This window comes from Streptomyces aurantiacus (genome assembly GCF_001418335.1).
GTDB lineage: Bacteria > Actinomycetota > Actinomycetes > Streptomycetales > Streptomycetaceae > Streptomyces > Streptomyces aurantiacus.
In genome coordinates this window covers 1-25,364 of the sequence record NZ_LIPP01000253.1, presented here as the reverse complement: position 1 = coordinate 25,364, position 25,364 = coordinate 1, and the positions used below count along the sequence as shown (strand labels likewise).

Below are 25,364 nucleotides of genomic sequence, written 5' to 3'. Positions count from 1 at the left end.
TCCCCGTCCGGTCCCCCCGCCGGCCGGCCACCGCCATAGGTCGTGGAATATTCAACAAACTAAGGTGGTTCTGCCCGTCGAAGGAGGTCGGACGTGGACACGATGGACACGACGTACTACGGCCACGGGACGCCCGCGGAGCGCTGGGAGCGCGCCCGGATGTTCTTCGACGCCAAGGACTACGCCGCCTCGGCGCGCGTACTCGGCGCCCTGGTCGAGGAGGTGCCGCAGGAGACGGGCCCCCGTCTGCTGCTGGCCCGCGCGTACTACCACTCGGCCCAGCTGAGCCGGGCGGAGGCCGAACTGCGCGTCCTCGTCGAGCGGGACCCCGTGGAGCACTACGCCCGCCTCATGCTCGGCCGCACGCTCCAGCGCCAGGGCCGGGACGACGAGGCCGAGCCGCATATGCGACTGGCCTCGGCCCTCGCGGGAGATTTCGACACCCTGTGAGCAGGACAGAACAGGGCAGGGCAGGCAAGGCAGCGAGGAGCCCGGCGGCGTGACGACCGCCGGGCTCCTCGCTCCGGCCGCTGGGCTCCGGGCCTGCTCGAACCTGCTACTTCGCCGCCTCCTTGGCGGGCCCGTACGTGCGTTTGCCCCGCCGGTAGGCGATCTCGCCCAGGATCACGTCCACCGCGACGAAGGCCGCCAGTGAGATGCCGAGGAGCGGCACGAAGTAGCCGAGGACGGCGACGCCCGCCATCAGTGGGACGAGGACGTGCGCGGGCACCTGCTGCCAGGCGCCGCGCGGGAGGGGACGGCCGAAGGCGGAGGCGCGGCCCCGCTGCCACCACATGCGGTAGCCCCACAGGATCAGCAGGATCAGGCTGAGCGCGACGGCCATCAGTACGAGCTGGTTGACGATGCCGAAGAGGACACCGGTGTGCGCGTCGATGCCCCAGCGGGTGAGTTTCGCCAGCACCGGGTAGTCGGCGAAGCGCACCGTGTCGGTGACCTCGCCGGTCGCCGGGTCGACCGCGACGGTGTCCTGCTTGGTGGGGAAGCTGCGCTGGACCTGGCTGACGACGTAGGCCGACGAGGCGTCGGCGGGCGGGACGATCTCCACCGGGTCGCCCAGTCCCTCCGCCCGCGCGGCGGCCAGCACCTTGTCGAGGCCGACATCCCCGGCGGCACTCCCCGAGGCACCGCCCTCGGCCGAGTCGGAGCCGGAGCCGTGTCCTTCGTGCTCGCCGCCCGCGGCGGCCGACACCGACGGGGTCGCCTGGCGCAGCGAGGTGCGCAGTTCGTCGATGTTCGCCCCGGCGTACGTCGACCAGGTCAGGCCCGTCGCCGAGAGGAAGACGAAGCCGACCGCGACCCAGGCGCCGACCGAGCCGTGCAGGCCGAGTGTGCGCCGGCGGCCGCTGGTGCCGCGTATCTTGCGCTGCGCACGACGGCGGCCGAACCAGAGCACCAGGCCGCCGGCCGCGATCACCCACAGCCAACTGGCGGCGAGTTCGCTGTAGAGCCGGCCGTTGTCGCCGAGCCTGAGGTTCGCGTGGAACTCGTCGATCCAGGTGCGCAGCGGCAACGCGCCGGTGGATCCGTACTGTTCGAGCGCGCCGCGCACCTTGGCGGTGTACGGGTCCACGAACACCGCGAGGGTGTGGGTCCCGCCGATGCCGGGGACGCCGGACAGCATCACCCTGGTGGTGGCGTCGCCCTCGGGTGAGGGGCGTACGGCGGAGACCGTTCCCTCGGGGTGGGCGGCGCGGGCGGCGTCGACCTGTTCGGAGATCGGCAGCTTCTCGTCGCCGACGGGCACGGTCATCTCGTGCGAGTAGAGGATCTTCTCGGCCTGGAACGACGCCGCGTACAGGAATCCGGTGGTGGCGGCGACGAGCAGGAACGGGGCGACGAGCACTCCGGCGTAGAAGTGCAGCCGCAGCACCAGCGGGCGAAGCGGCGCCCAACCGCCGCGTCTGGATGCGGGAGTGGGAGCGACGGACTGCGGGGACTCGTCCGTCTCGGTCGTGCGAGCGGTGGTCATCGGCTGGCTTCTCCGGTCGGGCAGGGGACGACGGGGCCGTACTCGGCCGTTGCGGTGCAGTAGTCGGTGGACGGGGCCGTCGAGTTCCCGGAGGTTTGTGTGGCGTGTGTCACAGGTCAGCCGAGGGGGCCGGTGCCGTACCCGGAAAGCCCTCGCCCCTGCCCGGGAGCCGCCTCGCGCCCCGGGCGCCCGGCTTGGCATGCTGGCGCGATGGCATCATCCAGTGACCTCACGCCCTTGCGCGACCAAGTGGAGCAACTGCTCTCCCGTACGGGCCCGTTGCCGATCGTCGCCGCCGGTGACCCGGTGCTGCGCCGTGCGGCCGAGCCGTTCGACGGCCAGTTGGACCCCTCGCTCCTGGCCCGCTTCGTCGCGGCCCTGCGCGACACGATGCGCGCGGCGCCGGGAGTCGGCCTTGCCGCGCCCCAGGTGGGCGTTCCCCTGCGCCTCACGGTGATCGAGGACCCGGCGCCGGTCCCGGACGAGATCCGCGAGGTACGCGGCCGGGTGCCGCTGCCCTTCCGCGTCCTGGTCAACCCGGTGTACGAGCCCGTGGGTGCCGCCCGTGCGGCGTTCTTCGAGGGCTGCCTGAGTGTGCCGGGCTGGCAGGCGGTGGTGGCGAGGCCGGCCGAGGTGCGGCTGCTGGCGCAGGACGAGCACGGGAGCCCGGTGGACGAGGTGTTCACGGGCTGGCCCGCGCGGATCGTCCAGCACGAGACGGACCACCTGGACGGCATGCTCTATCTCGACCGCGCGGAACTGCGCTCCCTGTCCTCCAACGAGGCGATGGCGGAGCGGTGGACCCAGCCGACTCCGGCGGAGGCGGCGAAGGGGCTGGGCTTCCCCCTCTGAACCGCGCCCCCGCCGCCCTCGGTGGGTCACCTCGGAGTCGGTCCGCTACTTCCCGTCGCGGTACGCCTCCAGCAGCCTCAGCCACACCTCGCTCACCGTCGGGTAGGACGGGACCGCGTGCCACAGGCGGTTCACCGGAACCTCGCCGGCGACCGCGATCGTGGCGGAGTGGATCAGCTCGCCGACGCCGGGGCCGACGAACGTGACGCCGCGCAGGGTCTCGCTGTCCAGGTCGACGATCATCCGGGCCCGGCCGCGGTAGCCGTCGGCGTACAGGCCGGCGCCGGCGACCGTGGCGAGGTCGACGTCGACCGCCCTGACCCGGTGGCCGGCCTGCTCGGCCTCGGCGAGGGACAGGCCCACGGCGGCGGCCTCCGGGTCGGTGAAGACGACCTGGGGAACGGCGGCGTGGTCGGCGGTGGCCGAGTGCGCGCCCCAGGGGTCGGTCTCCAGAAGCGGGACACCGGCCGCCCGGGCGGCGATGGCGGCGCCCGCGATCCGGGCCTGGTACTTGCCCTGGTGGGTGAGCAGGGCACGGTGGTTGACGTCGCCGACCCCGTACAGCCAGTCGCTGCCCGTGACCCGGCAGCTGTCGTCGACGTCCAGCCAGGAACCGGGCGTGAGGCCGACCGTTTCGAGCCCGAGGTCGTCGGTGCGCGGGGCGCGTCCGGTGGCGAAGAGGATCTCGTCGGCCTCGATGCGGTCACCCGTGGAGGTGGTGACGACGACCGTCGTACCTTCCCGTGTCACCGACTCGACCGAGACACCCGTACGCACGTCCGCGCCCGCCTCCGTGAGGGCCTCGGCGACCAGTTCACCGGCGAAGGGCTCCATACGGGGCAGCAGGCCCTTGCCGCGGACGAGGACCGTGACCTGGGAGCCGAGTGCCTGCCAGGCCGTGGCCATCTCCACGCCCACGACTCCGCCGCCGACCACCACGAGGCGGCCCGGGACGGCCTGCGCGCCGGTGGCCTCGCGGCTGGTCCAGGGCTTGACCTCGGCGAGTCCCGGCAGGTCGGGCAGCACGGCGCGGGTGCCGGTGCTGACGGCCACGGCGTGCCGGGCGGTCAGTACCTGCCGCTCCCCGCCGGGGCCCTCGACCGTGACCCGGCGCGGTCCGTCGAGCCGGCCGTGCCCCCGGTAGAGGTCGACTCCGACGCCTTCGAGCCACTGGACCTGCCCGTCGTCCTTCCAGTGCGAGGTGAAGTAGTCGCGGTGGGCGAGGACCGCGGCCGCGTCGAGGGGACCCTGCACGGCCTGGCGCAGGCCGGGCACCCTGCGGGCGTCCGCGCGGGCGATGACCGGGCGCAGCAGTGCCTTGCTGGGCATGCAGGCCCAGTACGAGCACTCTCCGCCGACCAGCTCGCTCTCCACGATCGCGGCGGAGAGGCCGGCCGCGCGGGCGCGGTCGGCGACGTTCTCCCCCACGGGCCCGGCCCCCAGCACCACGACGTCGTACACATGGGTCTCATCGGTTTCCGTATCCGTCATGGGGCCAGTCTGGTCGTTGGTGTGGGTCGTGGCCACACGGGTAGTGCACGGAATACGGCGCCGGTCTGCGCCGTTGTGCACAAACGGCCACCGCACAGACCCAGGGAAGAGGGATCAACACCATGAGCAGCACCGTGGAGCTCACCAAGGAGAACTTCGACCGGACGGTCACGGACAACGAGTTCGTCCTGATCGATTTCTGGGCATCCTGGTGCGGCCCGTGCCGGCAGTTCGCCCCGGTCTACGAGAAGGCGGCGGAGGCCAACGCCGACCTGGTGTTCGCCAAGGTGGACACGGAGGCGCAGCCGGAGCTGGCCGCGGCCTTCAACATCCAGTCGATCCCGACGCTGATGATCATCCGTGACCAGGTGGCGATCTTCGCCCAGCCGGGGGCGCTGCCCGAGGCCGCGCTGGTGGACGTCATCGGCCAGGCCCGGAAGCTGGACATGGACGAGGTCCGCAAGTCCGTCGCCGAGCAGCAGACGCAGGAGGCGCAGGAGACGGCCGAGTAGGTTCGGAGCCGGTCTCCGGGCCTGTTCAGGTCCGTACGGCACGTGTCATACGGCACATGTCCCGGTCGTACGGCACGTGTCCCGGGCGTTCAGCTCGACTCGCGGTGCACGACCTTCGCGCCCAGTACCTGGTACGTCTCGGGCGGTGCGGCGGGCTCGCGCACCGCGCGGTCGACCAGTTCGGCGAGTTCCCGGCCGGACGGCAGTTCGATGTGGACCGTGCTGAGCCGGGGACGCAGCAGCCGGCCGAGCATCAGGTCGTCGGCGCCGACGACGGCCGTCTCCCGCGGGATGCCCACCCCTTCGTCCTGCAGCGCGCGCATCAGCAGCATCGCGAACTCGTCGTTGTACGCGAACACGGCGTCCAGGCCGAGGGCCCGCCAGCGCCCCGCGAGGTCGGCCGCGGCCTTCTCCTCGTAGGCGAGCGGCAGTTCGGTCACCGTCGCGTCCGTGCCGGCCAGGGCCTGCCGTACGCCGTCGAGCCGGGGCCTGGAGAAGATCTCCAGGCCGGGGTCCTCGGGCACCACGACACCGACCCGGCGGTGGCCCCGGGCCAGCAGGTGCGCGCCGACCTGCCGGCCGACCCCGTGGTGGTCCATGAGTAACGCGTGGGCGCCCTCGACGCGTTCGGGGCCGAGGGTGACGACGGCCCGGGCGCCGGACCGTTTGAGCACGGACACGCCCCGCGGACCGAGTCCGCCGCCGGGCACCAGCACGGCGACCGGTCGCAACTCGGCCCAGGCGCGGGCCGCGTCGTCACCCTGGACGCCGAGGCCGCCGTACTGCACGACGGTGTATTCGAGACGGCTGAGCGCCCACTGGAGTTCGCTGAAGAACTGGCTGTAGAGCGGGCCCACGGGCACGTCGGGGGCGGGCATCAGGACCATGCGGCTGTGCCCGGCGCGCAGACTGCGGGCCGCGGCGTGCGGCACGTACCCGAGTTCCTCGGCCGCCGCGTGGACACGGCGGCGGGTGGGCTCGCTGATCCGTACGGCGCTGGTGTTGTTGAGGACGTAGGAGACGGTCGCGCGGGACACACCCGCCAGACGGGCCACATCGGCACTCGTCGGCACGGAGCGCTGCGCGGGCGACGGAGCGGCGGACGGTTTCGGTATCTGCACCATGAGGTACGGCATCCTCGCAGAAGCCGGGGGCGGGCCCGGGGCCGGGGGGCGCCGTGCGCGCGGGACGTCCGGCTCCGCCCGGTCGCGCGCGGTGCGGCCCAAGTCGCTTTCCTATTGCGGCAGTTCCGTACGTGTCACGCGTGCGACCAGGTCGATCCAGCCCGCTTCCAGGCGCTCCAGCGGCATCCCGCACTCCTTGGTCAGGTGGTGGATCAGCGCGGGGTCGAGGTAACCCATCAGCGTCTGGGCCAGGAGAGTCACGTCGGCGTCCGGTACCGCCGCCCTCAGCAGCAGGCCGACGTGGCCGGAGAGCAGGCGCTGGGGCGGGTTGGAGTAGCGGCGGGCCGGTTCCGGCTGGGCCGCCAGTTGCAGCTCCAGGTGGTCGACCGCCTGGCGCAGGGCGGCGCACCCGAACGCCCGCAGCCGCTCGACCGGCGGCGCGCCGGGGCCCAGCGGCGGCGGGCCGCTGAGGAAGGCGGCCTGGAGCTGTTTGGCGGAGTGGTCGAGCAGCGCCATCAGCAGGCCGGTGCGGTCGCCGAAGCGGCGGAAGACGGTTCCTTTGCCGACCGAGGCCGCGACGGCCACCGCCTCCATCGTGACGCCGGCCGCTCCGTGCTTCTCGACCAGGAGTGTGGCCGCTTCCAGCAGCCGGGCGCGGTTGCGTGCCGCGTCGGCGCGCAGGCACGGCTCGTCCGCCGCGGAGCCGAGCTCCAGGAGCACGGGCTCGTCGGTCGGCTCCTGGTGCTTCGGAAAGGGCGGCAGGGAGGCGGACATGAAGACAGCGTAACGCGGGGGAAGAAAACTGGACCGTGGTCCGTTTGGCTGGTAGAACTTTAAACGGACCTCGGTCCGGATCGTAACGGCAATGTTTCACCCTCCTTGGAGTCCCCCATGTCTGTTCGCATTCTCGCGCTCGTCGGCAGCCTTCGCGCCGGCTCCCACAACCGCCAGCTCGCCGAGGCAGCCGTCAAGCTCGCGCCCGAGGGCGCCGAGATCGAGCTGTTCGAGGGCCTGGCCGACATTCCCTTCTACAACGAGGACATCGACGTCGAGGGCGACGTCCCGGCCGCCGCCGCCCGGCTGCGTGAGGCCGTGGCCGGCGTCGACGCCCTGCTGCTCTTCTCGCCCGAGTACAACGGCACCATCCCGGCCGTCCTGAAGAACGCCATCGACTGGCTGTCCCGCCCGTTCGGTGCCAGCTCCATCAGCGCCAAGCCGCTGGCCGTGGTCGGCACCGCCTACGGCCAGTTCGGCGGCGTCTGGGCGCAGGACGAGACCCGCAAGGCCGCGGGTATCGCCGGTGCCAAGGTCCTTGAGGACGTCAAGCTCTCCATCCCCGGCTCGGTCGTCCGCTTCGCCGAGACGCACCCCTCCGACGACGCCGAGGTCACCGCCCAGCTCGCCGAGGTCATCGCGCAGCTGCACGGCCAGGCGAACTCGCCCGTCGCCGCCTGACCACGACACGTTCCGCGGCCCGCGCGTCGCGCGTGACACGGAAGGGGGCCGGAGCCGAGAGCTCCGGCCCCCTTCCGTGTCGCCGCTCCACCCGGTGGGCGTCCGCGCCGCCGCCGGTTTCCTCCGTACGGTGCCGGCTCAGCCGAGTCCGGCGAGTCGCCCGACCACGGGGCCGGCCGTGCGCTCGATCCACTCGGCGGGCTCGTCCACGCGCGGGCCCAGGATCACGGTCTCGATGCCCAGCTTCGCGTAGTCCTCCATCTCCCGTGTGAACGCGTCGAGTTCGGCCTGGCTGCCGGGATTGCCCGAGTGCAGCATCGTCTTGCGGATGTCCACGTACTCGCGGCCCACGGCGTCGCAGTGCCCGCGCAGGACGTCCAGCTTGTGCCCGATCTCCTCGGGGGTCGAGGCGAACAGGTTGCAGGCGTCCCCGTACCGGGCGACCAGTCGGAGTGTCTTCTTCTCACCGCTGCCGCCGATCATGATCTCCGGGCGCGGCGTGCTCACCGGAGCCGGTACGCAGAGGGTCTCGGCGAGCCGGTAGTGCTTGCCCTCGAACGGCCCGTTCGCCTGCGGGTCCCACATCTGCAGACAGATCCGCAGCGTCTCCTCCAGCCGTTCGAAGCGCTCCGCGAGCGCCGGGAACGGGACACCGAGGCCCGCGTGCTCGCGGTCGTACCAGGCCGCGCCGATCCCCAGGGTGGCCCGGCCGCCGGACAGCACGTCGAGCGTGGTGGCGATCTTGGCGAGCAGTCCGGGACGGCGGTAGGTCACCCCGGTCACGAGCGTCCCGAGCCGGACGGTGGAGGTGTGGGCCGCGAGGAAGCCGAGGGTCGTGTACGACTCCAGCATGGCATCCTCGGCGCCGCCGTTGAACTCCATCTGGAAGTAGTGGTCCATGACCGACAGCCAGCTCACCCCCGCGGCCTCGGCGGCGGCGCCCGCGGCGGCCAGTTCGGGGCCGAGCGCCACCGCGCCGCCGGGGTGGTTGAACCGGTTGATGTGCACGCCGACCCGCATGTCCGTCTCCGTCGCCCTGGGATCACCGCCGGACCGTTGCCGACTCTCGTGACGGTAGAACTTGAAGAGCACTCGAAGGCAAGGCCGGGGCGTCCGCCCCACGCCTCCGGCGGGCGAACCGCCTTCCGCACGAAGGAAGTTGCCTCTCCCGTACCGCATGGGCCATTCGGAGGTTACCGCGCGGTAGACATCGGGGCCGCGGTTCCCGTCCACGCGCCGTAGTCTGGGCTCATGAACGACGCGTCGATGGTGGGGCTCATGGGGCGGGTCACCGGCACGGTGGGACCCGGGCTCGTCGGCGAGGTGATCGTCCGGGTCCGGGGCGGCGCCGAGCACTTCCTCGCGTACCCCGCTTCCGCGAAGGACCGTATCGAGTCGGGCACGGTGGTGATGGTCGTGGAGTACCTGCCGCCGCGGACGGTGTACGTGTCGCCCGCGTACGACAGTTGAGCCCGCCGGGGACGTCCGGGTCAGGTGAGCGTGTCGTACGTATCAAGGATGTCCCAAGGACGCGTCGGCCTCTGTTCCCCCGGGCCCGCGCGGGCGCACACTCCCTTCGTTCGGTGCCGACAGGGCACCATGCAACAGGGGGCGTATGCCGATGATTGTCGGCGTCGTAGCGGGGGCAGCGGTCCTCGCTCTTATTTTCGTCGTGGTCGTCTTCAAGCTGATGTGGCGGGTCGCCGAGCCCAACGAAGCACTGATCATCTCCGGTTCGAAGCACCGCACCGAGGGCCTTGAGGAAGGCATGGGCTTCCGCATCGTCACCGGGCGCGGCACGCTCGTGATGCCGGGTGTCCAGGCGGTGCGCAAACTCTCGCTCGACCTCAACGAGACCGAGCTGTCCGTGGACTGCGTGACCCACCAGGGCATTCCGCTCAAGGTGCGGGGCGTGGTCATCTTCAAGGTGGGCGACGACTTCGTGTCGATCGCCAACGCGGGCCGCCGCTTCCTCGACCAGCAGAAGCTGATGGCGGAGCGGGTGCACAACGTGTTCGCCGGTCATCTGCGGTCCATCGTCGGCGGGTTGACCGTCGAGGACATGATCCGCGACCGCGACAAGCTCACCGGCCAGACGCGGGCCGCGTGCGGTACGGAGATGGAGAAGCTGGGGCTGATCGTCGACTCGCTGCAGATCCACGAGATCGAGGACCCGACGGGGTACATCAAGAACCTGGCCATGCCGCACGCGGCGGCCGTCCAGCGGGACGCCCGGATCGCGCAGGCCGAGGCCAACCGGCTGGCCACCGAGGCCGAACAGCAGGCCGCGGCGCGGATGTCGGAGGCCACCCGGGACAGCGAGATCCTCCAGGCCGGGTACCAGGCGGAACGCGACCACGCCGGGGCCAAGTCGCGGCAGGCGGGCCCGCTCGCCGACGCGGCGGCCCGCCAGGAGGTCGTGGTCCAGGAGACACGCGTCGCCGAGCTGGAGTCGCACCGGCGTGAGCAGCAGCTCCAGACGGACGTCCGCAAGCCCGCGGACGCGACGGCGTACGAGAAGCGCACGCTGGCCGAGGCGGAGCGCGATGTCCGCATCTCCGCCGCGCAGGCCAAGGCGAAGGAGACGGAGCTCGCGGCGGCGGCCGAGGCGACCCGGGTCAAGACGGCCGCGGGTGCCGAGGCCGAGGCGACGAAGGCACGCGGGGCCGCCGCCGCGACCGCGACCAGGGCCACGGGTGAGGCGGAGGCCGCCGCCCAGCAGGCCAAGGGACTCGCGATCGCGGAGTCGACCCGGGCGCAGGGGCTCGCCGAGGCGGAGGCCATCGCGGCGCGGGCCGCGGCGCTGGCCGAGAACCAGGAGGCGGTGGTCGCGCAGCAACTCGCGGAGAACTGGCCGGAGATCGTCAGGGCCGGTGCGGGGGCGTTCGGGAACGTGGAGCACATGGTGCTGCTGAACGGCGCGGAGGGGATGTCCGACATGTTCGCCAAGGCGCTCACCATGGGCGGGACCGGGCTCGGCCTTGCCCGGCAGTTGCTCGCGTCCATGAACACGAACGGGCAGGCGGGGCGGGAGGGTTCTGCCGTGAACGGGTTCCCTGCGGCTACTGCTTCGCAGAAGGTGCCGGTGGAGGGGGACGCGTAGCAACTCGCCGTCGGGGCGGGTCTTCGTTGCCGACTGCGCGCCGGCGGTGGCTGAGCGCGCAGTTCCCCGCGCCCCTGAAAAGGCAGCAGTTGCCCGCGGCCCTCGTCGAAAAGGGTGCGGGCAACGGCCTGGACGGGGCGCGGGTTAGCGTGTGGGCGTGACTGCTTCTGTCGAGCCAGATGTTCCCGGGCGGTTCGGGCCCTCCGCCACCACCGAGGCCGATGCCCGGAAGGTGGGCCGGGTCCGGACCGAGTACTCGCCCGCGCACGACGGTGACCCGGACCCGGGTGAGATCGTCTGGACGTGGGTGCCCTATGAGGAGAACGACGGGCGGGGCAAGGACCGCCCGGTGCTGGTGGTCGCCCGGGAGGCCGCCGGTACGTTCCTCGCCGTGCAGTTGTCGAGCAAGCGGCACAACGGCGACCGCGAGTGGGTGCCGATCGGCAGCGGGCCGTGGGACCGGTCGGGGCGCGACTCGTGGGTGGACGTGGACCGGGTGCTGCGGCTGCACGACAGGGGCATGCGCCGGGAGGCGTGCGCGCTGGACCGGATGCGGTTCAACCTGGTCGTGCACCGGCTGCGGGAGCGCTACGGCTGGCGCTGAGCGGCCCTGAACGCCCGCTCGAAGGCACCCCGGACCACCGCTCCCCTCGTACCGTCGAGGACGCCGAACACGACGTGCTCGAAGGAGCCGGCGAACCGGCCGCCCTCACTGAGCAGCGCGCGGAACGCTTCCGCCACCTGCGCGGGGTCGTTCTGGAAGACCCCGCAGCCCCAGGCGCCGAGCACCAGCCGCCGGTAACCGTGCGCCGCGGCCGTCTCCAGTACGCGCTCGGCGCGGGAGGCGAGGGCACGCGGCAGCTCGGGCGTGCGCTCCGGCGCGGTGCGCGCGATCACTCCGGCGTTGGGTGCGGCGGCGGTCAGGAATCCGGCGGTGTACGGCTCGTCGAGGAGGGCTCCCCGGTCGTCGCGGAAGACCGGGACGGCCGGTGAGTGGATCACCCGATCGGTGTAGAAGGGATCGCGGTGTGTCCGGTGGTGGTCGTAGAACTCCCGGACCTCCACCACGCACCTATAGAGCGCGGACGCCCGGCACAGGGCCTCTTCCTGGGCCTGCGCGCCGTTCAGATATCCCCCGCCCGGATTGCGCGCCGACGCGAAGTTCAGCACCGCGACCGGCGGCCCGGTCAGCCGACGGGCCGCTTCCAGACTGCTCTCGCCCGTGACCTCGAAGGACGTGGCCAGGGGGTGGATACCGGGACCGGGATCCGGTGTCTCCGCGGGCTTCGGTCCGTACATGCGTGTGCCCGCCCGGGCGGCGGCCACCGCCGCGGCGATCGACACCTCGCGCCCGTCGGACGCGCGGTACGAACCCGCCGCGACGATCTCCTCCGTCTGCCGCGCGATCGCGCGCAGCCGGGCGCTCATGGCGCCACCCCTGTAGGCCCCATGACCGCCTCCCACGCGATCTCCCCCGACGCCCCCGTCGCACTCCCCGTCGTGCCCATGAACGAATGGTGAGCGATCCTGGTACGGCGCCGCAACAGAGTTTCCTGACCCCTGTGAGCTCCGATACGCACCCTTGTGCGAATCGGCGTAAGGGTTTTGGGTGGTACGAGCGACTGTCGGCCCGGCCCAACCGAAGCCGGGCCGACGGCATGAGTGGAATCTCAGGAGGATCCCGACATGTCCGATTCGGCGAGTGACTGTTCGGAGCCCCGGCGCTCCCCCGTCACCGAGGCCGAAGTGGAGGCTCTAGTCCGCGGCATCTGCTTCAAGACCGGACCGCCCCGCTTCCTCGGTGTGGAACTGGAATGGCTCGTCCACGAGCCGCGCTCACCGCGGCTCCCCGTACCACCGGCACTTCGCGAAACGGCCTACGCCGCAGTGCGGGCCCTGCCCCTGAGTTCGACGGTCACTGTCGAACCGGGCGGCCAGCTGGAGCTCAGCTCCGCACCCGCCGCCTCCCTGATGGAGTGCATCGACTCCGTCTCGGCCGACCTCGTCGCCGTACGAGCGGCACTGCGCGAGGCAGGCCTGGCCCTCAGCGGACTGGGCCAGGAACCCTGGCACGAACCCACCCGGTTCCTCCATGAGCCGCGCTACGACGCCATGGAGACCTGCCTCGACCGTACGGGCCCCGAGGGCCGCGCCATGATGTGCTCCTCCGCCTCCGTCCAGGTCTGTCTGGACGCCGGATACGAGGAGCCGGGCCCGCTCGGTCTCGGGCGGCGCTGGCAGCTGGCGCACCAGTTGGGCGCGGTGCTGGTGGGTGCGTTCGCGCACTCCCCGATAGCCCGGGGCCGGCCCACGGGCTGGCGCTCCACCCGGCAGTCCCTGTGGGCCGCGATGGACCCGGGCCGCACGAGCGCCCCGCCCCTCGACGGCGACCCGCGGGCGGCCTGGGCGCGGCACGTCCTGGACGCGCCGGTGATGTGCGTCCGGGCGCCCAGCGGCCCCTGGGACGTGCCGGAGGACTTGAGCTTCCGTGCGTGGACCCGGTCCGACGCACCCCCCGACCAGGAGGACCTCGACTACCACCAGACGACCCTGTTCCCGCCGGTGCGCCCGCGAGGCCACCTGGAGCTGCGCATGATCGACGCGCAGCCGGGCGACGACGGCTGGATCGTGCCGCTCGCCGTGACGGCCGCGCTGTTCGACGACCCGGAGGCCGCCGAGACGGCGTACCGGACGGTGAAACCGCTCGCCGAACGGACCGGCTCACTGCCCGCACCGGCCAACCCGCTGTGGACGACCGCCGCCCGCTCGGGCCTGGCCGACCCCGAGCTGCGGGAGGCGGCCGTCACCTGTTTCGCGGCGGCCGCCGACGCGCTGCCCCGGATCGGCGCGAGCGACGCGGTGCGGCAGGCGGTCGCCGAGTTCACCGACCGCTACGTGGCCCGGGGCCGCTGCCCCGCCGACGACGTGCTCGACGGCGTGCTCGACGACGCCTTCGGCACCGGTCATCTCCTGCACGACACCGGCCATCCGCTCCACGACACGGAACACCAGCTCCACGGGAAGGACCTGCGCCCATGACCGCCCCCGGTACCGGCACCCCGCTCGACGACCCGGAGACGCTCAGGAAGCGTGCGCTGGCGGCGCTGCTCACGGCCCGCGAGCGCACCGCGCTCCTGACCTCCTGTGTCGAGGACCCCGAACTGACCGCACAGCACTCGCCGTTGATGTCCCCGCTGGTGTGGGACCTCGCGCACATCGGCAACCAGGAGGAGCTGTGGCTGCTGCGGACCGTCGCGGGACGTGACGCGATGCGGCCCGACATCGACGGCCTGTACGACGCGTTCGAGCACCCGCGCGCCGAACGGCCCTCCCTGCCCCTGCTGCCGCCCGCCGAAGCCCGCAGCTACGCGGCCGAGGTCCGCGGACGGGCGCTGGACATCCTGGAGAGCACCGCGTTCCAGGGCACCGGCGCCCCGCTGACCGAGGCCGGCTTCGCCTTCGGCATGATCGCCCAGCACGAACAGCAGCACGACGAGACCATGCTGATCACCCATCAGCTCCGCACGGGACCGGTGGCCCTGACGGCTCCGGACCCGCTGCCCGCCCCCGCGTTCACCGGGCCCGCCGAAGTGCTCGTCCCCGGCGGCCCGTTCACGATGGGCACGTCCACCGAGCCGTGGGCCCTCGACAACGAACGGCCGGCCCACGCGCGTCTGGTGCCGCCGTTCTTCATCGACACCACCCCGGTGACGAACGAGGCGTACCAGGCGTTCATCGCGGACGGCGGCTACACCGACCGGCGCTGGTGGGCGCCGGAGGGCTGGTCCCACATCCGGGCGCACTCCATCGAGGCACCGCAGTTCTGGTACCGCGACGGCGGGCAGTGGCTGCGGCGGCGCTTCGGCGCCACCGAGGTCGTACCGCCCGACGAGCCCGTGCTGCACGTCAGCTGGTACGAGGCCGACGCGTACGCACGCTGGGCGGGGCGGCGGCTGCCCTCCGAGGCCGAGTGGGAGAAGGCCGCCCGCCACGACCCGGAGACCGGCCGCTCCACGCGCTACCCGTGGGGCGACGCCGACCCCACGCCCGAGCACGCCAACCTCGGCCAGCGCCATCTGCGCCCGGCACCGGCCGGCAGCTATCCGGCGGGCCAGTCGCCGCTCGGCGTACGGCAGTTGATCGGTGACGTGTGGGAGTGGACGTCCAGCGACCTCCTCCCCTACCCGGGGTTCAGCGCCTTCCCGTACCGGGAGTACTCGGAGGTGTTCTTCGGGTCGGAGCACAAGGTGCTGCGCGGCGGCTCGTTCGCGGTGGACCCGGTGGCCTGCCGGGGGACGTTCCGCAACTGGGACTATCCGGTCCGGCGGCAGATCTTCTCCGGGTTCCGCACCGCGCGGGACGCCGGTCCGGACAGCGCCTGATGTGCCGTCACCTGGCATACGTGGGTCCCGGGGAGCCGCTGGGGCGGCTCCTCGTGGACCCGGCGCACAGCCTCCACCGGCAGTCGTGGGCGCCGCGGCGCCAGCGGCACGGGACCGTCAACGCCGACGGTTTCGGCGTCGGCTGGTACGCCGAGGGAGACCCGGTGCCCGCGCGGTACCGGCGTACCGGGCCCGTCTGGGGCGACCAGTCCTTCGCCGACCTGACGCGGGTGGTGCGCTCCGGCGCGCTGCTCGCCGCGGTGCGCGACGCGACCCTGGCGGGCGCGGACGGGGAGGCCGCGGCGGCGCCGTTCACCGCGGGCAGCTGGCTGTTCAGCCACAACGGCGCGGTCGCCGGCTGGCCGCACTCCCTGTCCCCGCTCGCCCGGACGCTGCCCGCCGCGGACCTGCTGTCGATGGAGGCACGCTGCGACTCGGCGCTCGTCTGGGCGCTGGTCCTGAACCGGCTGCGCGGCGGCGACGAGGAGGGCCAGGCCCTGGCCGACACCGTCCTCGACGTCGCGGCGGCGGCCCCCGGCTCACGCCTCAACCTCCTGCTCACCGACGGCGAGACGATCGCCGCCACCGCCTGGGGCGACACCCTCTGGTACCTGACCGGGCCCGGCCCGCGCACCGTCGTCGCGTCCGAGCCGTACGACGACGACCCGCGCTGGCAGGAGGTCCCGGACCGCACGCTGCTCACCGCGAGCCGCACGGACGTCCTGCTCAGCCCGCTCAAGGACATCGGCGCACATCCGGCATCCGCACAGAACACATCGGCAGCGAGCAAGGAGCCCCGTACGTGAGTCCGTTCCTGGTCACCCGCACCCTGCCCGAGGACGCCACGGAGGCCGCGCTGCGCGCCGACGTCCTGCACGGTCTGACCCGCACCCCGAAGACGCTCCCGCCGAAGTGGTTCTACGACGCGCTCGGCAGCGAGCTCTTCGAGGAGATCACCGCGCTGCCCGAGTACTACCCCACCCGCGCCGAACGGGAGATCCTCACCGTCCGGGCCCCCGAGATCGCGGCGGCGACCGGCGCCCGCACCCTGGTCGAGCTGGGCTCGGGATCGTCCGAGAAGACCCGGCATCTGCTCGACGCGCTGCCCGGCCTGCACACCTATGTGCCGGTGGACGTGAGCGAGAGCGCGCTCACCCTGGCCGGCCGGGCGCTGCTCGCCGAGCGACCCTCACTCGACGTGCACGCGCTGATCGCCGACTTCACCGGAGGTCTCGTACTGCCCGGCACGCCCGGACCGCGGCTCGTCGCGTTCCTGGGCGGCACGATCGGCAACCTGCTGCCCGCCGAGCGTGCCTCGTTCCTGGCATCCGTACGCTCCCTGCTGTCGCCCGGTGACGCCCTGCTCCTCGGCACCGACCTGGTGAAGGACGAGTCGGTGCTCGTCTCCGCCTACGACGACGCGGCCGGGGTGACCGCCGCGTTCAACAAGAACGTGCTGACCGTCGTCAACCGCGAACTCGGCGCGGACTTCGACCCGGCCGAGTTCACCCATGTCGCCCGGTGGAACGCCGAGCAGGAGTGGATCGAGATGCGGCTGCGCGCCGGTTCGGCGCTGACCGTGAAGATCCCCGCGCTCGATCTCGCCGTCGAGTTCGCCGAGGGCGAGGAGATGCGGACCGAGGTGTCGGCGAAGTTCCGCCAGGAGGGCGTACGCGCGGAACTGGCCGCGACCGGGCTCGAACTCACGCACTGGTGGACGGACACCGAGGGGAGGTTCGCGCTGTCACTGAGCACGGCCCGGTGACCGGCGACCGGTCGTCTGCTGCGGGTCGGTGGGGGCTGGTCTTTCGCTTTCAGGGGCGCGGGGAACTGCGCGACCAGCCACAGCGCACCCGCACCCGGCACCTCCCGGCCCCACATCTCGCGGTCCTCCGTCTCGCGGTCCCCCGTCTCCTGGGGCACCGTGGAATGACGCGTGGCACACGGGCCACGGCGGAGAGGAGCACCCGCATGTCCGACCACACCTACCGGGTCACCGAGATCGTAGGGACCTCGCCCGAGAGCGTCGACCAGGCGATCCGCAACGGCGTCGCCCGGGCCTCGCAGACCCTGCGCAACCTCGACTGGTTCGAGGTCACGCAGGTGCGCGGGCAGATCGAGAACGGGCAGGTCCAGCACTACCAGGTCGGTCTGAAGGTCGGCTTCCGCCTGGAGGACTCGGACTGACGACGCCCCCCGCCGTCACCCCGGCCGGCCCTCCCCCGCGCACGGGGAGGGCCGGCTCCCTCAGGTCCGCCCCTCGCGCTCCTGGGCCACCTTCATGGCCGCCGACGTGGCGGCCCAGCGGGCCCGTACGACGGTGAATCCGGCCCGTTCGGCGTCCCCGCACACCAGCTCGTCGTCGTCCACGAACACCCTGATGTCGCGGCCTCGGGCCAGCGCGCGGAGGATTTCGAGCTTGGTCCGCCGGGCCGGCCTGCGGTCGTCGTTGCGGCGCATCCGGACACGGCCCTCGGGCAGGCCCTGCGCGGCGATCCAGGCCTCCGTGTCCCCGCGGCAGCGCTCGGGCCGCCCGGTGAGGTAGAGGATCTCGCACTCCTGGGCGTGCTCCAGGGCCAGCGCCACGCCCTCGGCCAGGGGCGGATCGTCCGGCGCCGCGGCGAAGAAGGCGTCCCAGTCCCGCGGCCTGCGCTCCAGGAACCGCTGCCGGTGCGCGCTGTCGGCGAGGGTGCCGTCGAGGTCGAAGACGGCGAGGGGCCTGCTGCTGTTCGTCACAGCGCCCACCCTAGGACGCCGTACTCCGCCCGCCCCGGGACGCCGTTTTCTCTACTGTCCCTCCCGCGGCCGGGAATCCTGGGGCGTCCCGGCTGTTGAACCCCTTGTGAGCTCTGTGATCGCGTCGACCCGTTTCTCCGTCCTCGACCGCTCCCGCACCCGTGAGGGGCACGCGGCCCCCGAGGCGCTGCGTGACACCGTGCGGCTGGCCCAGGATCTGGAGGAGCTCGGCTACCACCGGGTCTGGGTCTCGGAGCACCACGGCGTGCCGGGGGTCGCCGGTTCCGCGCCGACCGTGCTGGCCGCCGCGGTCGCCGCCGCGACGCGCACGATCCGGGTGGGCACGGGCGGGGTCATGCTGCCCAACCACCAGCCGCTGGTGGTGGCCGAGCAGTTCGGCGTCCTGGAGTCCCTGTTCCCCGGCCGCATCGACATGGGCCTGGGCCGCTCGGTCGGGTTCACGGACGGCGTGCGGAAGGCGCTGGGCCGGGACAAGGACGTCGCCGACGACTTCGCGGCGCAGCTGGACGAGCTGCTCGGCTGGTTCCGCGGCACGTCCCCGACCGGTGTGCACGCGCGCCCCGCCGAGGGTCTGACCGTGCCGCCGTTCGTGCTGGCCATGGGCGAGGGCGCCACGATCGCCGCCCGGGCCGGCCTGCCGATGGTGATCGGCGACCTCAGGAACCGCGAGAAGATGCGGCGCGGCGTCGACCACTACCGCGAGACGTTCCGGCCGTCCGGCTGGGCGCCGGAGCCGTACGTCGTCATCTCGGGCACGGTCGCGGTCGCGGCGACCCCCGAGGAGGCCCGCCGGCTGCTGCTTCCGGAGGCCTGGTCGATGGCGTACTCGCGCACGCACGGTACGTTCCCGCCGCTGCCGCCCGCCGAGCGCGTCGAAGCCCTGTCGATGACCGACCGGGAGCGCGGCTTCCACGAGTCCGGGCTCACCGGCCACCTCGCCGGCACCGAGGACCAGGTCGCCCACGAGCTGGAGACGGTGATCAAGGAGACCGGCGCGGACGAGGTCCTGGTCACGACCAGCACGTACGACAGGGACGCGCTGCTGGACTCGTACCGGAGGCTCGCGCGGATCGCGAACCTCGGTACGGCCCGGCCACCGAGCACGCCGGGCACTCCGAGCCAGGGCCAATAGCCTTACAGGCACCGAGACGTGACTGTGTCGCGGGCACGCAACCGGCGTGCGCCGGCCGGCCGGTGGTGGACAGTCACCCAATGATCGGTGGCCGCCCGGTGGTCGGCGGTCGCCCGATGATCGGTGGCCGTCTCCGCGGCGAGGGCCAGTGTTCGCCGGTCGGGAGCGCCGCCCGGTGGGAGCACCGGCGGGACGTGCACCTCGGCCACGAGGCCGCGGGCCGACACGACCCGCCATACCGAGGTGAGCAGCGAGTCGCTGCCCACGAACGCGGGCGCGGTGGTCACCGCGCCCCCGTCGCGCCGGCGGTAGCGCAGGCGCACCGGCTGGACGGCCACGTCCGCGTCGAGGGCGGCCTGGAAGGCGGCCCTGCGGAACCGGCCCCGGGCCCGGCCGCACCAGGTGCTGCCCTCGGGAAAGACCACGACGGCCGCGCCGCCGCGCAGGGTGTCGGCGATGCGCGCGACCGTCGCCGGCAGCGCGCGCAGGCGGTCGCGTTCGATGAACAGCGCGCCGCTGCTCGCGGTGAGCGCTCCCGCCACGGGCCACCGCCGGATCTCCGCCTTGGCGAGCATCCGGCCGGGCCGGACGGCGGCGAGCAGCGGGATGTCGAGCCAGGAGATGTGGTTGGCCACCAGCAGCAGGCCCCCGGTGGGCGGCGCCGCGCCGGTGGTCCGTACGCGTACGCCCGCGGTACGTACGATCGTCCGGCACCACACCCGGACGAGCCGGTCGCGCCGGGCTGCGGGAACCCGCGCGACGACCGGGATCAGTACGACTCCGGCGGCGACCACGACGAGCAGCGAGACCAGCCGCAGCACGGCGCGTGGGACGGCGGTGACCGCCCGCGCGGACTCCACGCAGGTCCCCGGGGTGCAGGGGGCGCTGGGCAGCCAGGCGCTCGCCGGCTCCCGCCCGGCCGGAGCCGCCCAGGCCGGGCGGAGGAGGCCCGGCACACCGCCGCGACGCGGGCGCGGGACCAGACCCGTGCGACCCGTGGAGGGCGCGCTCATCACGCGGGCACGAGGGAGAGGAAGTGCCGCAGATAGCGCGGGTTGACCCGGCGCATCGACAGCAGCACGTACAGGTCGGCGACGCCGAAGGCCGGGTCGTGGGCCGGTTCGGCGCAGACCCAGGCTCCGAGGCGCAGGTATCCGCGCAGGAGCGGGGGGAGTTCGGTGCGGGCGGGCCGGGTGACGCCCTCGGCGCTCCAGGGCAGCAGCGGCCGTACGCGGTACTCGTCGGGCGCCAGGTGCTTCTCCCGTACCCGGTCCCAGGCGCCCGCGGCGAGCGCGCCTCCGTCGGCGAGCGGGATGGAGCAGCAGCCGGCCAGCCATTCGTGGCCGCCGTCGGTCATGTAGCGGGCGATGCCGGCCCAGATGAGACCGATGACGGCGCCGTCGCGGTGGTCGGGGTGGACGCAGGAACGGCCGACCTCGACGAGGCCGGAGCGGATTCCGGCCAGCGGTCCGAGGTCGAACTCGCTCTCGGAGTAGAGCCGTCCGGCGACCGCGGCGCGCTCGGGCGGCAGCAGCCGGTAGGTTCCGACGACCTGCCCGTTCGTGGTGTCGCGCACGAGCAGGTGGTCGCAGTGGGCGTCGAAGGCGTCGATGTCCAGGCCCGGCCGGGGAGTGGCCAGCAGGGCGCCCATCTCCCCGGCGAAGACGTCGTGGCGCAGTCGCTGGGCGTCCCGGACGTCGGACTCGTCGCGGGCGAGGGTGACGGTGTAGCGGGTGGGTGCCGTCGACAGTGGGGGGCTGTCGAGCGTGGAAACGCCGGTCATGGCTCTCTCCTGGTCACAGGCCGGATGCGGCGGAGCGGCGCGGCGGACCGTTGCGTACGGTCCCTGCGCTCCTGTTCTTCCGACGCCGGCTGACCGGCGAGTAACCCGCGGAGAGAGACCGGGTGTGAGCTTGCTGAATGCCAGGGGTGCAGGGTGCTTGGCGGGACCGGGGTTGAGCACCACGACGGCCCCGCCCGTCCGCACCTTCAGCGAACGATCTTGCAGTCTTTTGCTTTCAGGGGCGCGGGAAACGGCGCAGTCTTTTGCTTGAGGGCGCGGGGAACTGCGCAATCTTCTACTTTTGGGGGCGCGGGGAACTGCGCAATCCTTTGGCTTTTAAGGGGCGCGGGGAACTGCGCGACCAGCCACGACGCACCCGCAGCCGACAACCGACCGACCGGCGGAGCCGCACCGCGGAGCCTTACCGTCGACCCGACTTCCGAGTCGCCCGAAGCCACTCCTTGTTCATCCCCGTGATCGACACCAACGGAATCCCCTTGGGACAAGCAGTCGCACACTCACCCGCGAGCGTGCACCCCCCGAACCCCTCCTCGTCCATCTGCGCCACCATGTCGAGCACCCGCGTCTCCCGCTCGGGCGCCCCCTGCGGCAGCACGTTGAGATGGTTCACCTTCGCCGAGGTGAACAGCATCGCGGCGCCGTTCGGGCAGGCCGCCACACACGCCCCGCAGCCGATGCACTCCGCGTTCTCGAAGGCGAAGTCCGCGTCCGGCTTGGGCACCGGCGTGGCGTGCGCCTCCGGCGCGGCCCCCGTCGGCGCGGTGACGTACCCGCCGGCCTGGATGATCCGGTCGAAGGCGGACCGGTCGACCACGAGGTCCTTGACGACCGGAAACGCGGAGGCGCGCCACGGCTCGATGTCGATCGTGTCGCCGTCCTCGAAGGACCGCATGTGCAGCTGGCAGGTCGTCGTGCGCTCAGGACCGTGCGCGTCGCCGTTGATGACGAGCGAGCACGCGCCGCAGATGCCCTCGCGGCAGTCGTGGTCGAAGGCGACGGGGTCGTCGCCCCGGAGGATGAGTTCCTCGTTGAGGGTGTCCAGCATCTCCAGGAAGGACATGTCGGCCGAGATGTCGTCCACGTCGTACGTGGACATCGCTCCGTCGGCGTCGGCGTTCTGCTGCCGCCAGACGCGCAGGGTGAGCTTCATGCGTAGCTCCGCTGGGTGGGGTGGACGTACTCGAAGACGAGGTCTTCCTTGTGCAGGACGGGCGCTTCACCGGTGTCGGTGAACTCCCAGGCGGCGGCGTAGGTGAACTCCTCGTCCCGGCGGGCCGCCTCGCCGTCCGGGGTCTGGGACTCCTCGCGGAAGTGGCCGCCGCAGGACTCGTCGCGGTGCAGCGCGTCGAGGCACATCAGCTCGGCGAGCTCCAGGTAGTCGACGATGCGGTTGGCCTTCTCCAGCGACTGGTTGAACTCCTCGCCGGTGCCGGGAACCTTGATGCGCCGCCAGAACTCCTCGCGGATCTGCGGGATGCGCTCCAGGGCCTTGCGCAGCCCCGGTTCCGTACGCGCCATGCCGCAGAACTCCCACATCAGTTCGCCGAGTTCGCGGTGGAAGGAGTCGGGGGTGCGGTCGCCGTCGACGGCGAGCAGCAGCCGCAGCCGGTCCTCGGTGTCGGCCAGCACCTCCTGGACGACCGGGTGTTCGTCGTTCACGTCGTCGTCACCGGAGCGGTGCGGGTTGCGGGCGAGGTAGTCGTTGATCGTCGACGGCAGGACGAAGTAGCCGTCGGCGAGCCCCTGCATGAGCGCGGACGCGCCGAGCCGGTTCGCCCCGTGGTCGGAGAAGTTGGCCTCGCCGATCGCGAACAGGCCGGGGACGGTGGTCTGGAGGTCGTAGTCGACCCAGAGTCCGCCCATCGTGTAGTGCACGGCGGGGTAGATCCGCATCGGCACGGTGTACGGGTCCTCGGCGGTGATCCGCGCGTACATGTCGAAGAGGTTGCCGTACTTCTCCTCCACCGCTTTGCGGCCCATGCGCCCGATGGCGTCGGCGAAGTCGAGGTAGACGCCCTGCCCGCCGGGGCCGACGCCGCGTCCCTCGTCGCAGACGTTCTTGGCGGCCCGGGAGGCGATGTCGCGGGGTACGAGGTTGCCGAAGGCCGGGTAGATGCGCTCCAGGTAGTAGTCGCGCTCGTCCTCGGGGATCTCGTTCGCCGGGCGGTCGTCGCCCTTGGCCTTCGGCACCCAGATCCGGCCGTCGTTGCGCAGCGACTCGCTCATCAGCGTCAGCTTCGACTGGTGCTCGCCGGTGCGCGGGATGCAGGTGGGGTGGATCTGGGTGAAGCAGGGGTTGGCGAAGTACGCGCCGCGCCGGTGGGCCCGCCAGATCGCGGTGGCGTTGGAGTTCATGGCGTTGGTCGACAGGTAGAAGACGTTGCCGTAGCCGCCGCTCGCCAGGACGACGGCGTCCGCGTAGTACGTGTCGATCTTCCCGGTGACCAGATCACGGGCCACGATCCCCCGGGCCCGCCCGTCGACGACGATCAGGTCGAGCATCTCGGTGCGGGCGTGCATCTCGACGGTGCCGGCCGCGATCTGCCGGGACAGCGCCTGGTACGCGCCGAGCAGCAACTGCTGGCCGGTCTGGCCGCGGGCGTAGAAGGTCCGGGACACCTGGACGCCACCGAAGGAACGGGTGTCGAGGAGGCCGCCGTACTCACGGGCGAAGGGCACGCCCTGGGCGACGCACTGGTCGATGATCTCCACCGAGATCTGGGCGAGCCGGTGGACGTTGGACTCCCGCGCCCTGAAGTCGCCGCCCTTGACGGTGTCGTAGAACAGCCGGTGGACCGAGTCGCCGTCGTTGCGGTAGTTCTTGGCGGCGTTGATACCGCCCTGCGCGGCGATCGAGTGGGCCCGGCGCGGCGAGTCCTGGTAGCAGAACTGCACGACGTGGTAGCCCTGTTCGGCGAGTGTGGCCCCGGCGGCGCCGCCCGCGAGTCCCGTACCGACGACGATCACGGTGTGCTTGCGGCGGTTGGCGGGGTTGACCAGTTTGGCCTCGAAGCGGCGGGTGTCCCAGCGCTCGTTGACCGGTCCTCCGGGGGCCTTGGTGTCGACGACCGGCGCCCCGGTCGTGTAGGCGGCGAATTCGGCGGCAATGTCGCCCATGTCGGTGATATCGGCCATCTCGTCCATGTCAGCTCACCACTCCGGTCATCACGCCCACGGGTACGGCGATGAAACCCACCGTCAGCACCAGTGCGAGCGCGTTGGCGATGGTCTTGAAGGCCCGGTCGCGGGTACGGCTGCCCACGCCGAGGGTCTGCGCCGCGCTCCAGAAGCCGTGCCGGATGTGCAGGCCGAGCGCGAGCATCGCGACGATGTAGACGACGCTGCCGTACCAGGTGGAGAAGGTGTCGATCACGTTCTGGTACGGGTGTCCGGACTGGAAGCCGTCCGGGTGCACGGTGCCCGTCGTCAGGTCCAGGATGTGCCAGACGATAAAGAGCCCGAGGATGACGCCGCCCCAGCGCATGGTGCGCGTCGCGTAACTGGTCCGGGGCTTCTTGTGCACGTACTTGGTGGGGCGCGCCCTGAGGTCGCGGCGGCTGAGCTGGTACGCGGAGACGGCGTGCGCGACGACGGCGGCGACCAGGACCACGCGGATGATCCACAGCGCCCACTCGTAGTGCAGGAAGGGCTCGCCGAGGGTGCGCAGCCAGTGCGCGTAGTGGTTGAAGTCGTCCGACCCGAAGAAGATCTTGAGGTTGCCCAGCATGTGGACGACCAGGTACGCCAGCATGATCAGGCCGCTGACGGCCATCACGGTCTTCTTGCCGACGGACGAGTCCCACATGGTGCGCGTCATGGACGGTTTTCGGTCCGTCCGCGTTGCCAGAGCCATGGGACAGCACGCTAGGCCCGGCAGAGCCGATCGGTCCAAGACATGGTCCGGCTCGTTTCCATAGCCACTGCCTATCGTGGACGTACGATGGACGCATGCAGTTCCAGCAGCTCCAGTACTTCGTGGCGGTCGCCGAGACCCGGCACTTCACCCGGGCCGCCGATCTGGTCCATGTGGCCCAGCCGTCGCTCTCCCAGCAGATCAAGGCGCTGGAGCGGGAGTTGGGGGCCGGTCTCTTCCTCCGGGCGCGGGGGAACATCACGCTGACGGACGCCGGGGAGGCCCTGCTGCCGCTGGCCCGGCGCATCCTGGCGGACGCGGAGACGGCCCGGCACGAGGTGCAGGAGCTGGCCCAGCTGCGCAGCGGCCGGATCCGCCTCGGCGCGACGCCGAGTCTGTGCACGGGCCTGCTGCCGGACGTGCTGCGCGCCTTCCACGACCGGTATCCGGGGATCAGGCTGCTGATCGAGGAGGGGGGTTCCCACGACCTCGTACGGGAGCTGGCCCGCGGAGCCCTCGACCTCGCCCTCGTCGTGCTGCCCCTGCCCACGCCGTCGCCCGCGCTGACCACGGTGGAGGTGCTGCGCGAGGACCTGGTCGTGGTGTCGTCACCGGACGCGCCCGCACCGGGGCGCGGCCGGCGGACCGTGCGCGTCCCCGACCTGGAGGGGGAACGCCTCGTGATGTTCCGGCACGGCTACGACCTGCGCGAGCTGACCGTCGCGGCGTGCCGCTCCGCGGGGTTCGAGCCGGACTTCGCGGTGGAGGGCGGCGAGATGGACGCGGTGCTGGGGTTCGTCCGGGCGGGGCTCGGGGTGGCCGTGGTACCGCGGATGGTGGCGACGCGGTCGGGGCGGGGGTTGCGGGTGACGCCGCTGGCTCGGCCCGGGTTGACCCGGACCATCGCAC

26 protein-coding genes are annotated in these 25,364 nt (G+C 72.2%); 14 read left to right on the top strand and 12 right to left on the bottom strand.

Features of this window, described 5'->3' with window-relative positions; genetic code table 11:
- Positions 1-102: 102 nt before the first annotated feature.
- Positions 103-450: a tetratricopeptide repeat protein gene (locus AOK01_RS29355; RefSeq protein ID WP_055516971.1), complete on the top strand. Its 348-nt coding sequence runs from the start codon at positions 103-105 to the stop codon at positions 448-450.
- A gap of 106 nt (positions 451-556) precedes the next feature.
- Here the strand turns inward: AOK01_RS29355 and AOK01_RS29350 are convergent, their stop codons facing one another.
- Positions 557-1,990, bottom strand: coding sequence for a PepSY-associated TM helix domain-containing protein (locus AOK01_RS29350; protein ID WP_055516964.1), 1,434 nt, complete (start codon positions 1,988-1,990; stop codon positions 557-559).
- A gap of 210 nt (positions 1,991-2,200) precedes the next feature.
- Here AOK01_RS29350 and AOK01_RS29345 point away from each other — a divergent pair, with 210 nt between their 5' ends.
- Entirely contained in the window at positions 2,201-2,842 is a 642-nt protein-coding gene (locus AOK01_RS29345; RefSeq protein ID WP_055516962.1) for a peptide deformylase, read from the top strand.
- Between the two features lie 45 nt (positions 2,843-2,887).
- Here AOK01_RS29345 and AOK01_RS29340 read toward each other — a convergent pair whose 3' ends face one another.
- The gene (locus AOK01_RS29340) at positions 2,888-4,333 is read right to left on the bottom strand and encodes a dihydrolipoyl dehydrogenase family protein (protein ID WP_055516960.1); all 1,446 of its coding nucleotides are present in this window, start codon (positions 4,331-4,333) and stop codon (positions 2,888-2,890) included.
- Positions 4,334-4,455: 122 nt separating this feature from the next.
- Here AOK01_RS29340 and trxA point away from each other — a divergent pair, with 122 nt between their 5' ends.
- Positions 4,456-4,845, top strand: a complete 390-nt coding sequence (trxA, locus tag AOK01_RS29335; protein ID WP_055516958.1) for a thioredoxin — start codon at positions 4,456-4,458, stop codon at positions 4,843-4,845.
- An 89-nt stretch (positions 4,846-4,934) separates the two neighbouring features.
- Here the strand turns inward: trxA and AOK01_RS29330 are convergent, their stop codons facing one another.
- Complete coding sequence (locus AOK01_RS29330; RefSeq protein ID WP_190849421.1) at positions 4,935-5,981, bottom strand: LacI family DNA-binding transcriptional regulator; 1,047 nt, start codon at positions 5,979-5,981, stop codon at positions 4,935-4,937.
- A gap of 99 nt (positions 5,982-6,080) precedes the next feature.
- Complete coding sequence (locus AOK01_RS29325) at positions 6,081-6,743, bottom strand: TetR/AcrR family transcriptional regulator (protein WP_055516953.1); 663 nt, start codon at positions 6,741-6,743, stop codon at positions 6,081-6,083.
- 117 nt (positions 6,744-6,860) lie between these two features.
- On the opposite strand from AOK01_RS29325, the gene AOK01_RS29320 reads away from it, so the two are divergent.
- Positions 6,861-7,424 (top strand): NAD(P)H-dependent oxidoreductase, encoded by a 564-nt coding sequence (locus tag AOK01_RS29320; protein ID WP_055516951.1) that lies wholly within the window; start codon positions 6,861-6,863, stop codon positions 7,422-7,424.
- Positions 7,425-7,562: 138 nt separating this feature from the next.
- On the opposite strand, the gene AOK01_RS29315 is transcribed toward AOK01_RS29320, so the two are convergent.
- A complete protein-coding gene (locus AOK01_RS29315) occupies positions 7,563-8,444 on the bottom strand; it encodes an LLM class F420-dependent oxidoreductase (protein WP_055516969.1) in 882 nt (293 codons plus the stop codon).
- Between the two features lie 231 nt (positions 8,445-8,675).
- Here AOK01_RS29315 and AOK01_RS29310 point away from each other — a divergent pair, with 231 nt between their 5' ends.
- From AOK01_RS29310 to AOK01_RS29300, 3 genes are all read left to right on the top strand, one after another.
- Complete coding sequence (locus AOK01_RS29310; RefSeq protein ID WP_079103853.1) at positions 8,676-8,894, top strand: hypothetical protein; 219 nt, start codon at positions 8,676-8,678, stop codon at positions 8,892-8,894.
- A 145-nt stretch (positions 8,895-9,039) separates the two neighbouring features.
- Positions 9,040-10,527, top strand: a complete 1,488-nt coding sequence (locus tag AOK01_RS29305) for an SPFH domain-containing protein (protein ID WP_055516947.1) — start codon at positions 9,040-9,042, stop codon at positions 10,525-10,527.
- 151 nt (positions 10,528-10,678) lie between these two features.
- Positions 10,679-11,131: a type II toxin-antitoxin system PemK/MazF family toxin gene (locus AOK01_RS29300; RefSeq protein ID WP_382033165.1), complete on the top strand. Its 453-nt coding sequence runs from the start codon at positions 10,679-10,681 to the stop codon at positions 11,129-11,131.
- Here AOK01_RS29300 and AOK01_RS29295 read toward each other — a convergent pair.
- The gene (locus AOK01_RS29295) at positions 11,116-11,955 is read right to left on the bottom strand and encodes a TIGR02452 family protein (RefSeq protein ID WP_055516945.1); all 840 of its coding nucleotides are present in this window, start codon (positions 11,953-11,955) and stop codon (positions 11,116-11,118) included. The two genes, AOK01_RS29300 and AOK01_RS29295, sit on opposite strands and share 16 nt — an antisense overlap.
- A 258-nt stretch (positions 11,956-12,213) precedes the next feature.
- Between AOK01_RS29295 and egtA the strand changes: the two genes are divergently transcribed.
- The 5 genes from egtA to AOK01_RS29270 all read left to right on the top strand — a co-directional run bounded on the left by egtA (position 12,214) and on the right by AOK01_RS29270 (position 17,096).
- Positions 12,214-13,566 (top strand): ergothioneine biosynthesis glutamate--cysteine ligase EgtA, encoded by a 1,353-nt coding sequence (gene egtA, locus AOK01_RS29290; RefSeq protein WP_079103852.1) that lies wholly within the window; start codon positions 12,214-12,216, stop codon positions 13,564-13,566.
- Positions 13,563-14,909, top strand: coding sequence for an ergothioneine biosynthesis protein EgtB (gene egtB, locus AOK01_RS29285; RefSeq protein ID WP_055516944.1), 1,347 nt, complete (start codon positions 13,563-13,565; stop codon positions 14,907-14,909). The genes egtA and egtB overlap by 4 nt, the downstream gene beginning before the upstream one ends.
- Positions 14,909-15,715, top strand: a complete 807-nt coding sequence (egtC, locus tag AOK01_RS29280; protein WP_055516942.1) for an ergothioneine biosynthesis protein EgtC — start codon at positions 14,909-14,911, stop codon at positions 15,713-15,715. Before egtB ends, egtC begins: the two co-directional genes overlap by 1 nt.
- A complete protein-coding gene (egtD, locus tag AOK01_RS29275) occupies positions 15,712-16,674 on the top strand; it encodes an L-histidine N(alpha)-methyltransferase (RefSeq protein WP_055516941.1) in 963 nt (320 codons plus the stop codon). The genes egtC and egtD overlap by 4 nt, the downstream gene beginning before the upstream one ends.
- 206 nt (positions 16,675-16,880) lie before the next feature.
- Positions 16,881-17,096 carry a dodecin gene (locus AOK01_RS29270; protein WP_055516939.1) on the top strand — a complete coding sequence of 72 codons (216 nt, stop codon included), beginning with the start codon at positions 16,881-16,883 and terminating at the stop codon, positions 17,094-17,096.
- A gap of 60 nt (positions 17,097-17,156) precedes the next feature.
- Here the strand turns inward: AOK01_RS29270 and AOK01_RS29265 are convergent, their stop codons facing one another.
- Entirely contained in the window at positions 17,157-17,645 is a 489-nt protein-coding gene (locus AOK01_RS29265; RefSeq protein ID WP_055516937.1) for a phosphatase domain-containing protein, read from the bottom strand.
- 106 nt (positions 17,646-17,751) lie between these two features.
- Here AOK01_RS29265 and AOK01_RS29260 point away from each other — a divergent pair, with 106 nt between their 5' ends.
- The gene (locus tag AOK01_RS29260) at positions 17,752-18,798 is read left to right on the top strand and encodes an LLM class flavin-dependent oxidoreductase (protein WP_055516936.1); all 1,047 of its coding nucleotides are present in this window, start codon (positions 17,752-17,754) and stop codon (positions 18,796-18,798) included.
- Between the two features lie 2 nt (positions 18,799-18,800).
- Here the strand turns inward: AOK01_RS29260 and AOK01_RS29255 are convergent, their stop codons facing one another.
- The 5 genes from AOK01_RS29255 to AOK01_RS29235 form a co-directional block, all read right to left on the bottom strand.
- The gene (locus tag AOK01_RS29255) at positions 18,801-19,814 is read right to left on the bottom strand and encodes a lysophospholipid acyltransferase family protein (protein ID WP_245702462.1); all 1,014 of its coding nucleotides are present in this window, start codon (positions 19,812-19,814) and stop codon (positions 18,801-18,803) included.
- On the bottom strand, positions 19,811-20,581 hold the full coding sequence (locus tag AOK01_RS29250; protein WP_055516934.1) for a GNAT family N-acetyltransferase: 771 nt from the start codon (positions 20,579-20,581) through the stop codon (positions 19,811-19,813). Before AOK01_RS29250 ends, AOK01_RS29255 begins: the two co-directional genes overlap by 4 nt.
- Positions 20,582-21,002: 421 nt before the next feature.
- Positions 21,003-21,752: a succinate dehydrogenase/fumarate reductase iron-sulfur subunit gene (locus AOK01_RS29245; RefSeq protein WP_055516932.1), complete on the bottom strand. Its 750-nt coding sequence runs from the start codon at positions 21,750-21,752 to the stop codon at positions 21,003-21,005.
- Complete coding sequence (locus AOK01_RS29240) at positions 21,749-23,737, bottom strand: fumarate reductase/succinate dehydrogenase flavoprotein subunit (RefSeq protein ID WP_425424768.1); 1,989 nt, start codon at positions 23,735-23,737, stop codon at positions 21,749-21,751. The genes AOK01_RS29245 and AOK01_RS29240 overlap by 4 nt, the downstream gene beginning before the upstream one ends.
- Positions 23,738-23,747: 10 nt before the next feature.
- Positions 23,748-24,419 (bottom strand): succinate dehydrogenase, encoded by a 672-nt coding sequence (locus AOK01_RS29235; RefSeq protein ID WP_055516930.1) that lies wholly within the window; start codon positions 24,417-24,419, stop codon positions 23,748-23,750.
- 131 nt (positions 24,420-24,550) lie between these two features.
- On the opposite strand from AOK01_RS29235, the gene AOK01_RS29230 reads away from it, so the two are divergent.
- Positions 24,551-25,364, top strand: an 814-nt coding sequence (locus AOK01_RS29230; protein WP_055516929.1) for a LysR family transcriptional regulator, incomplete at its 3' end; no start/stop codon positions are given.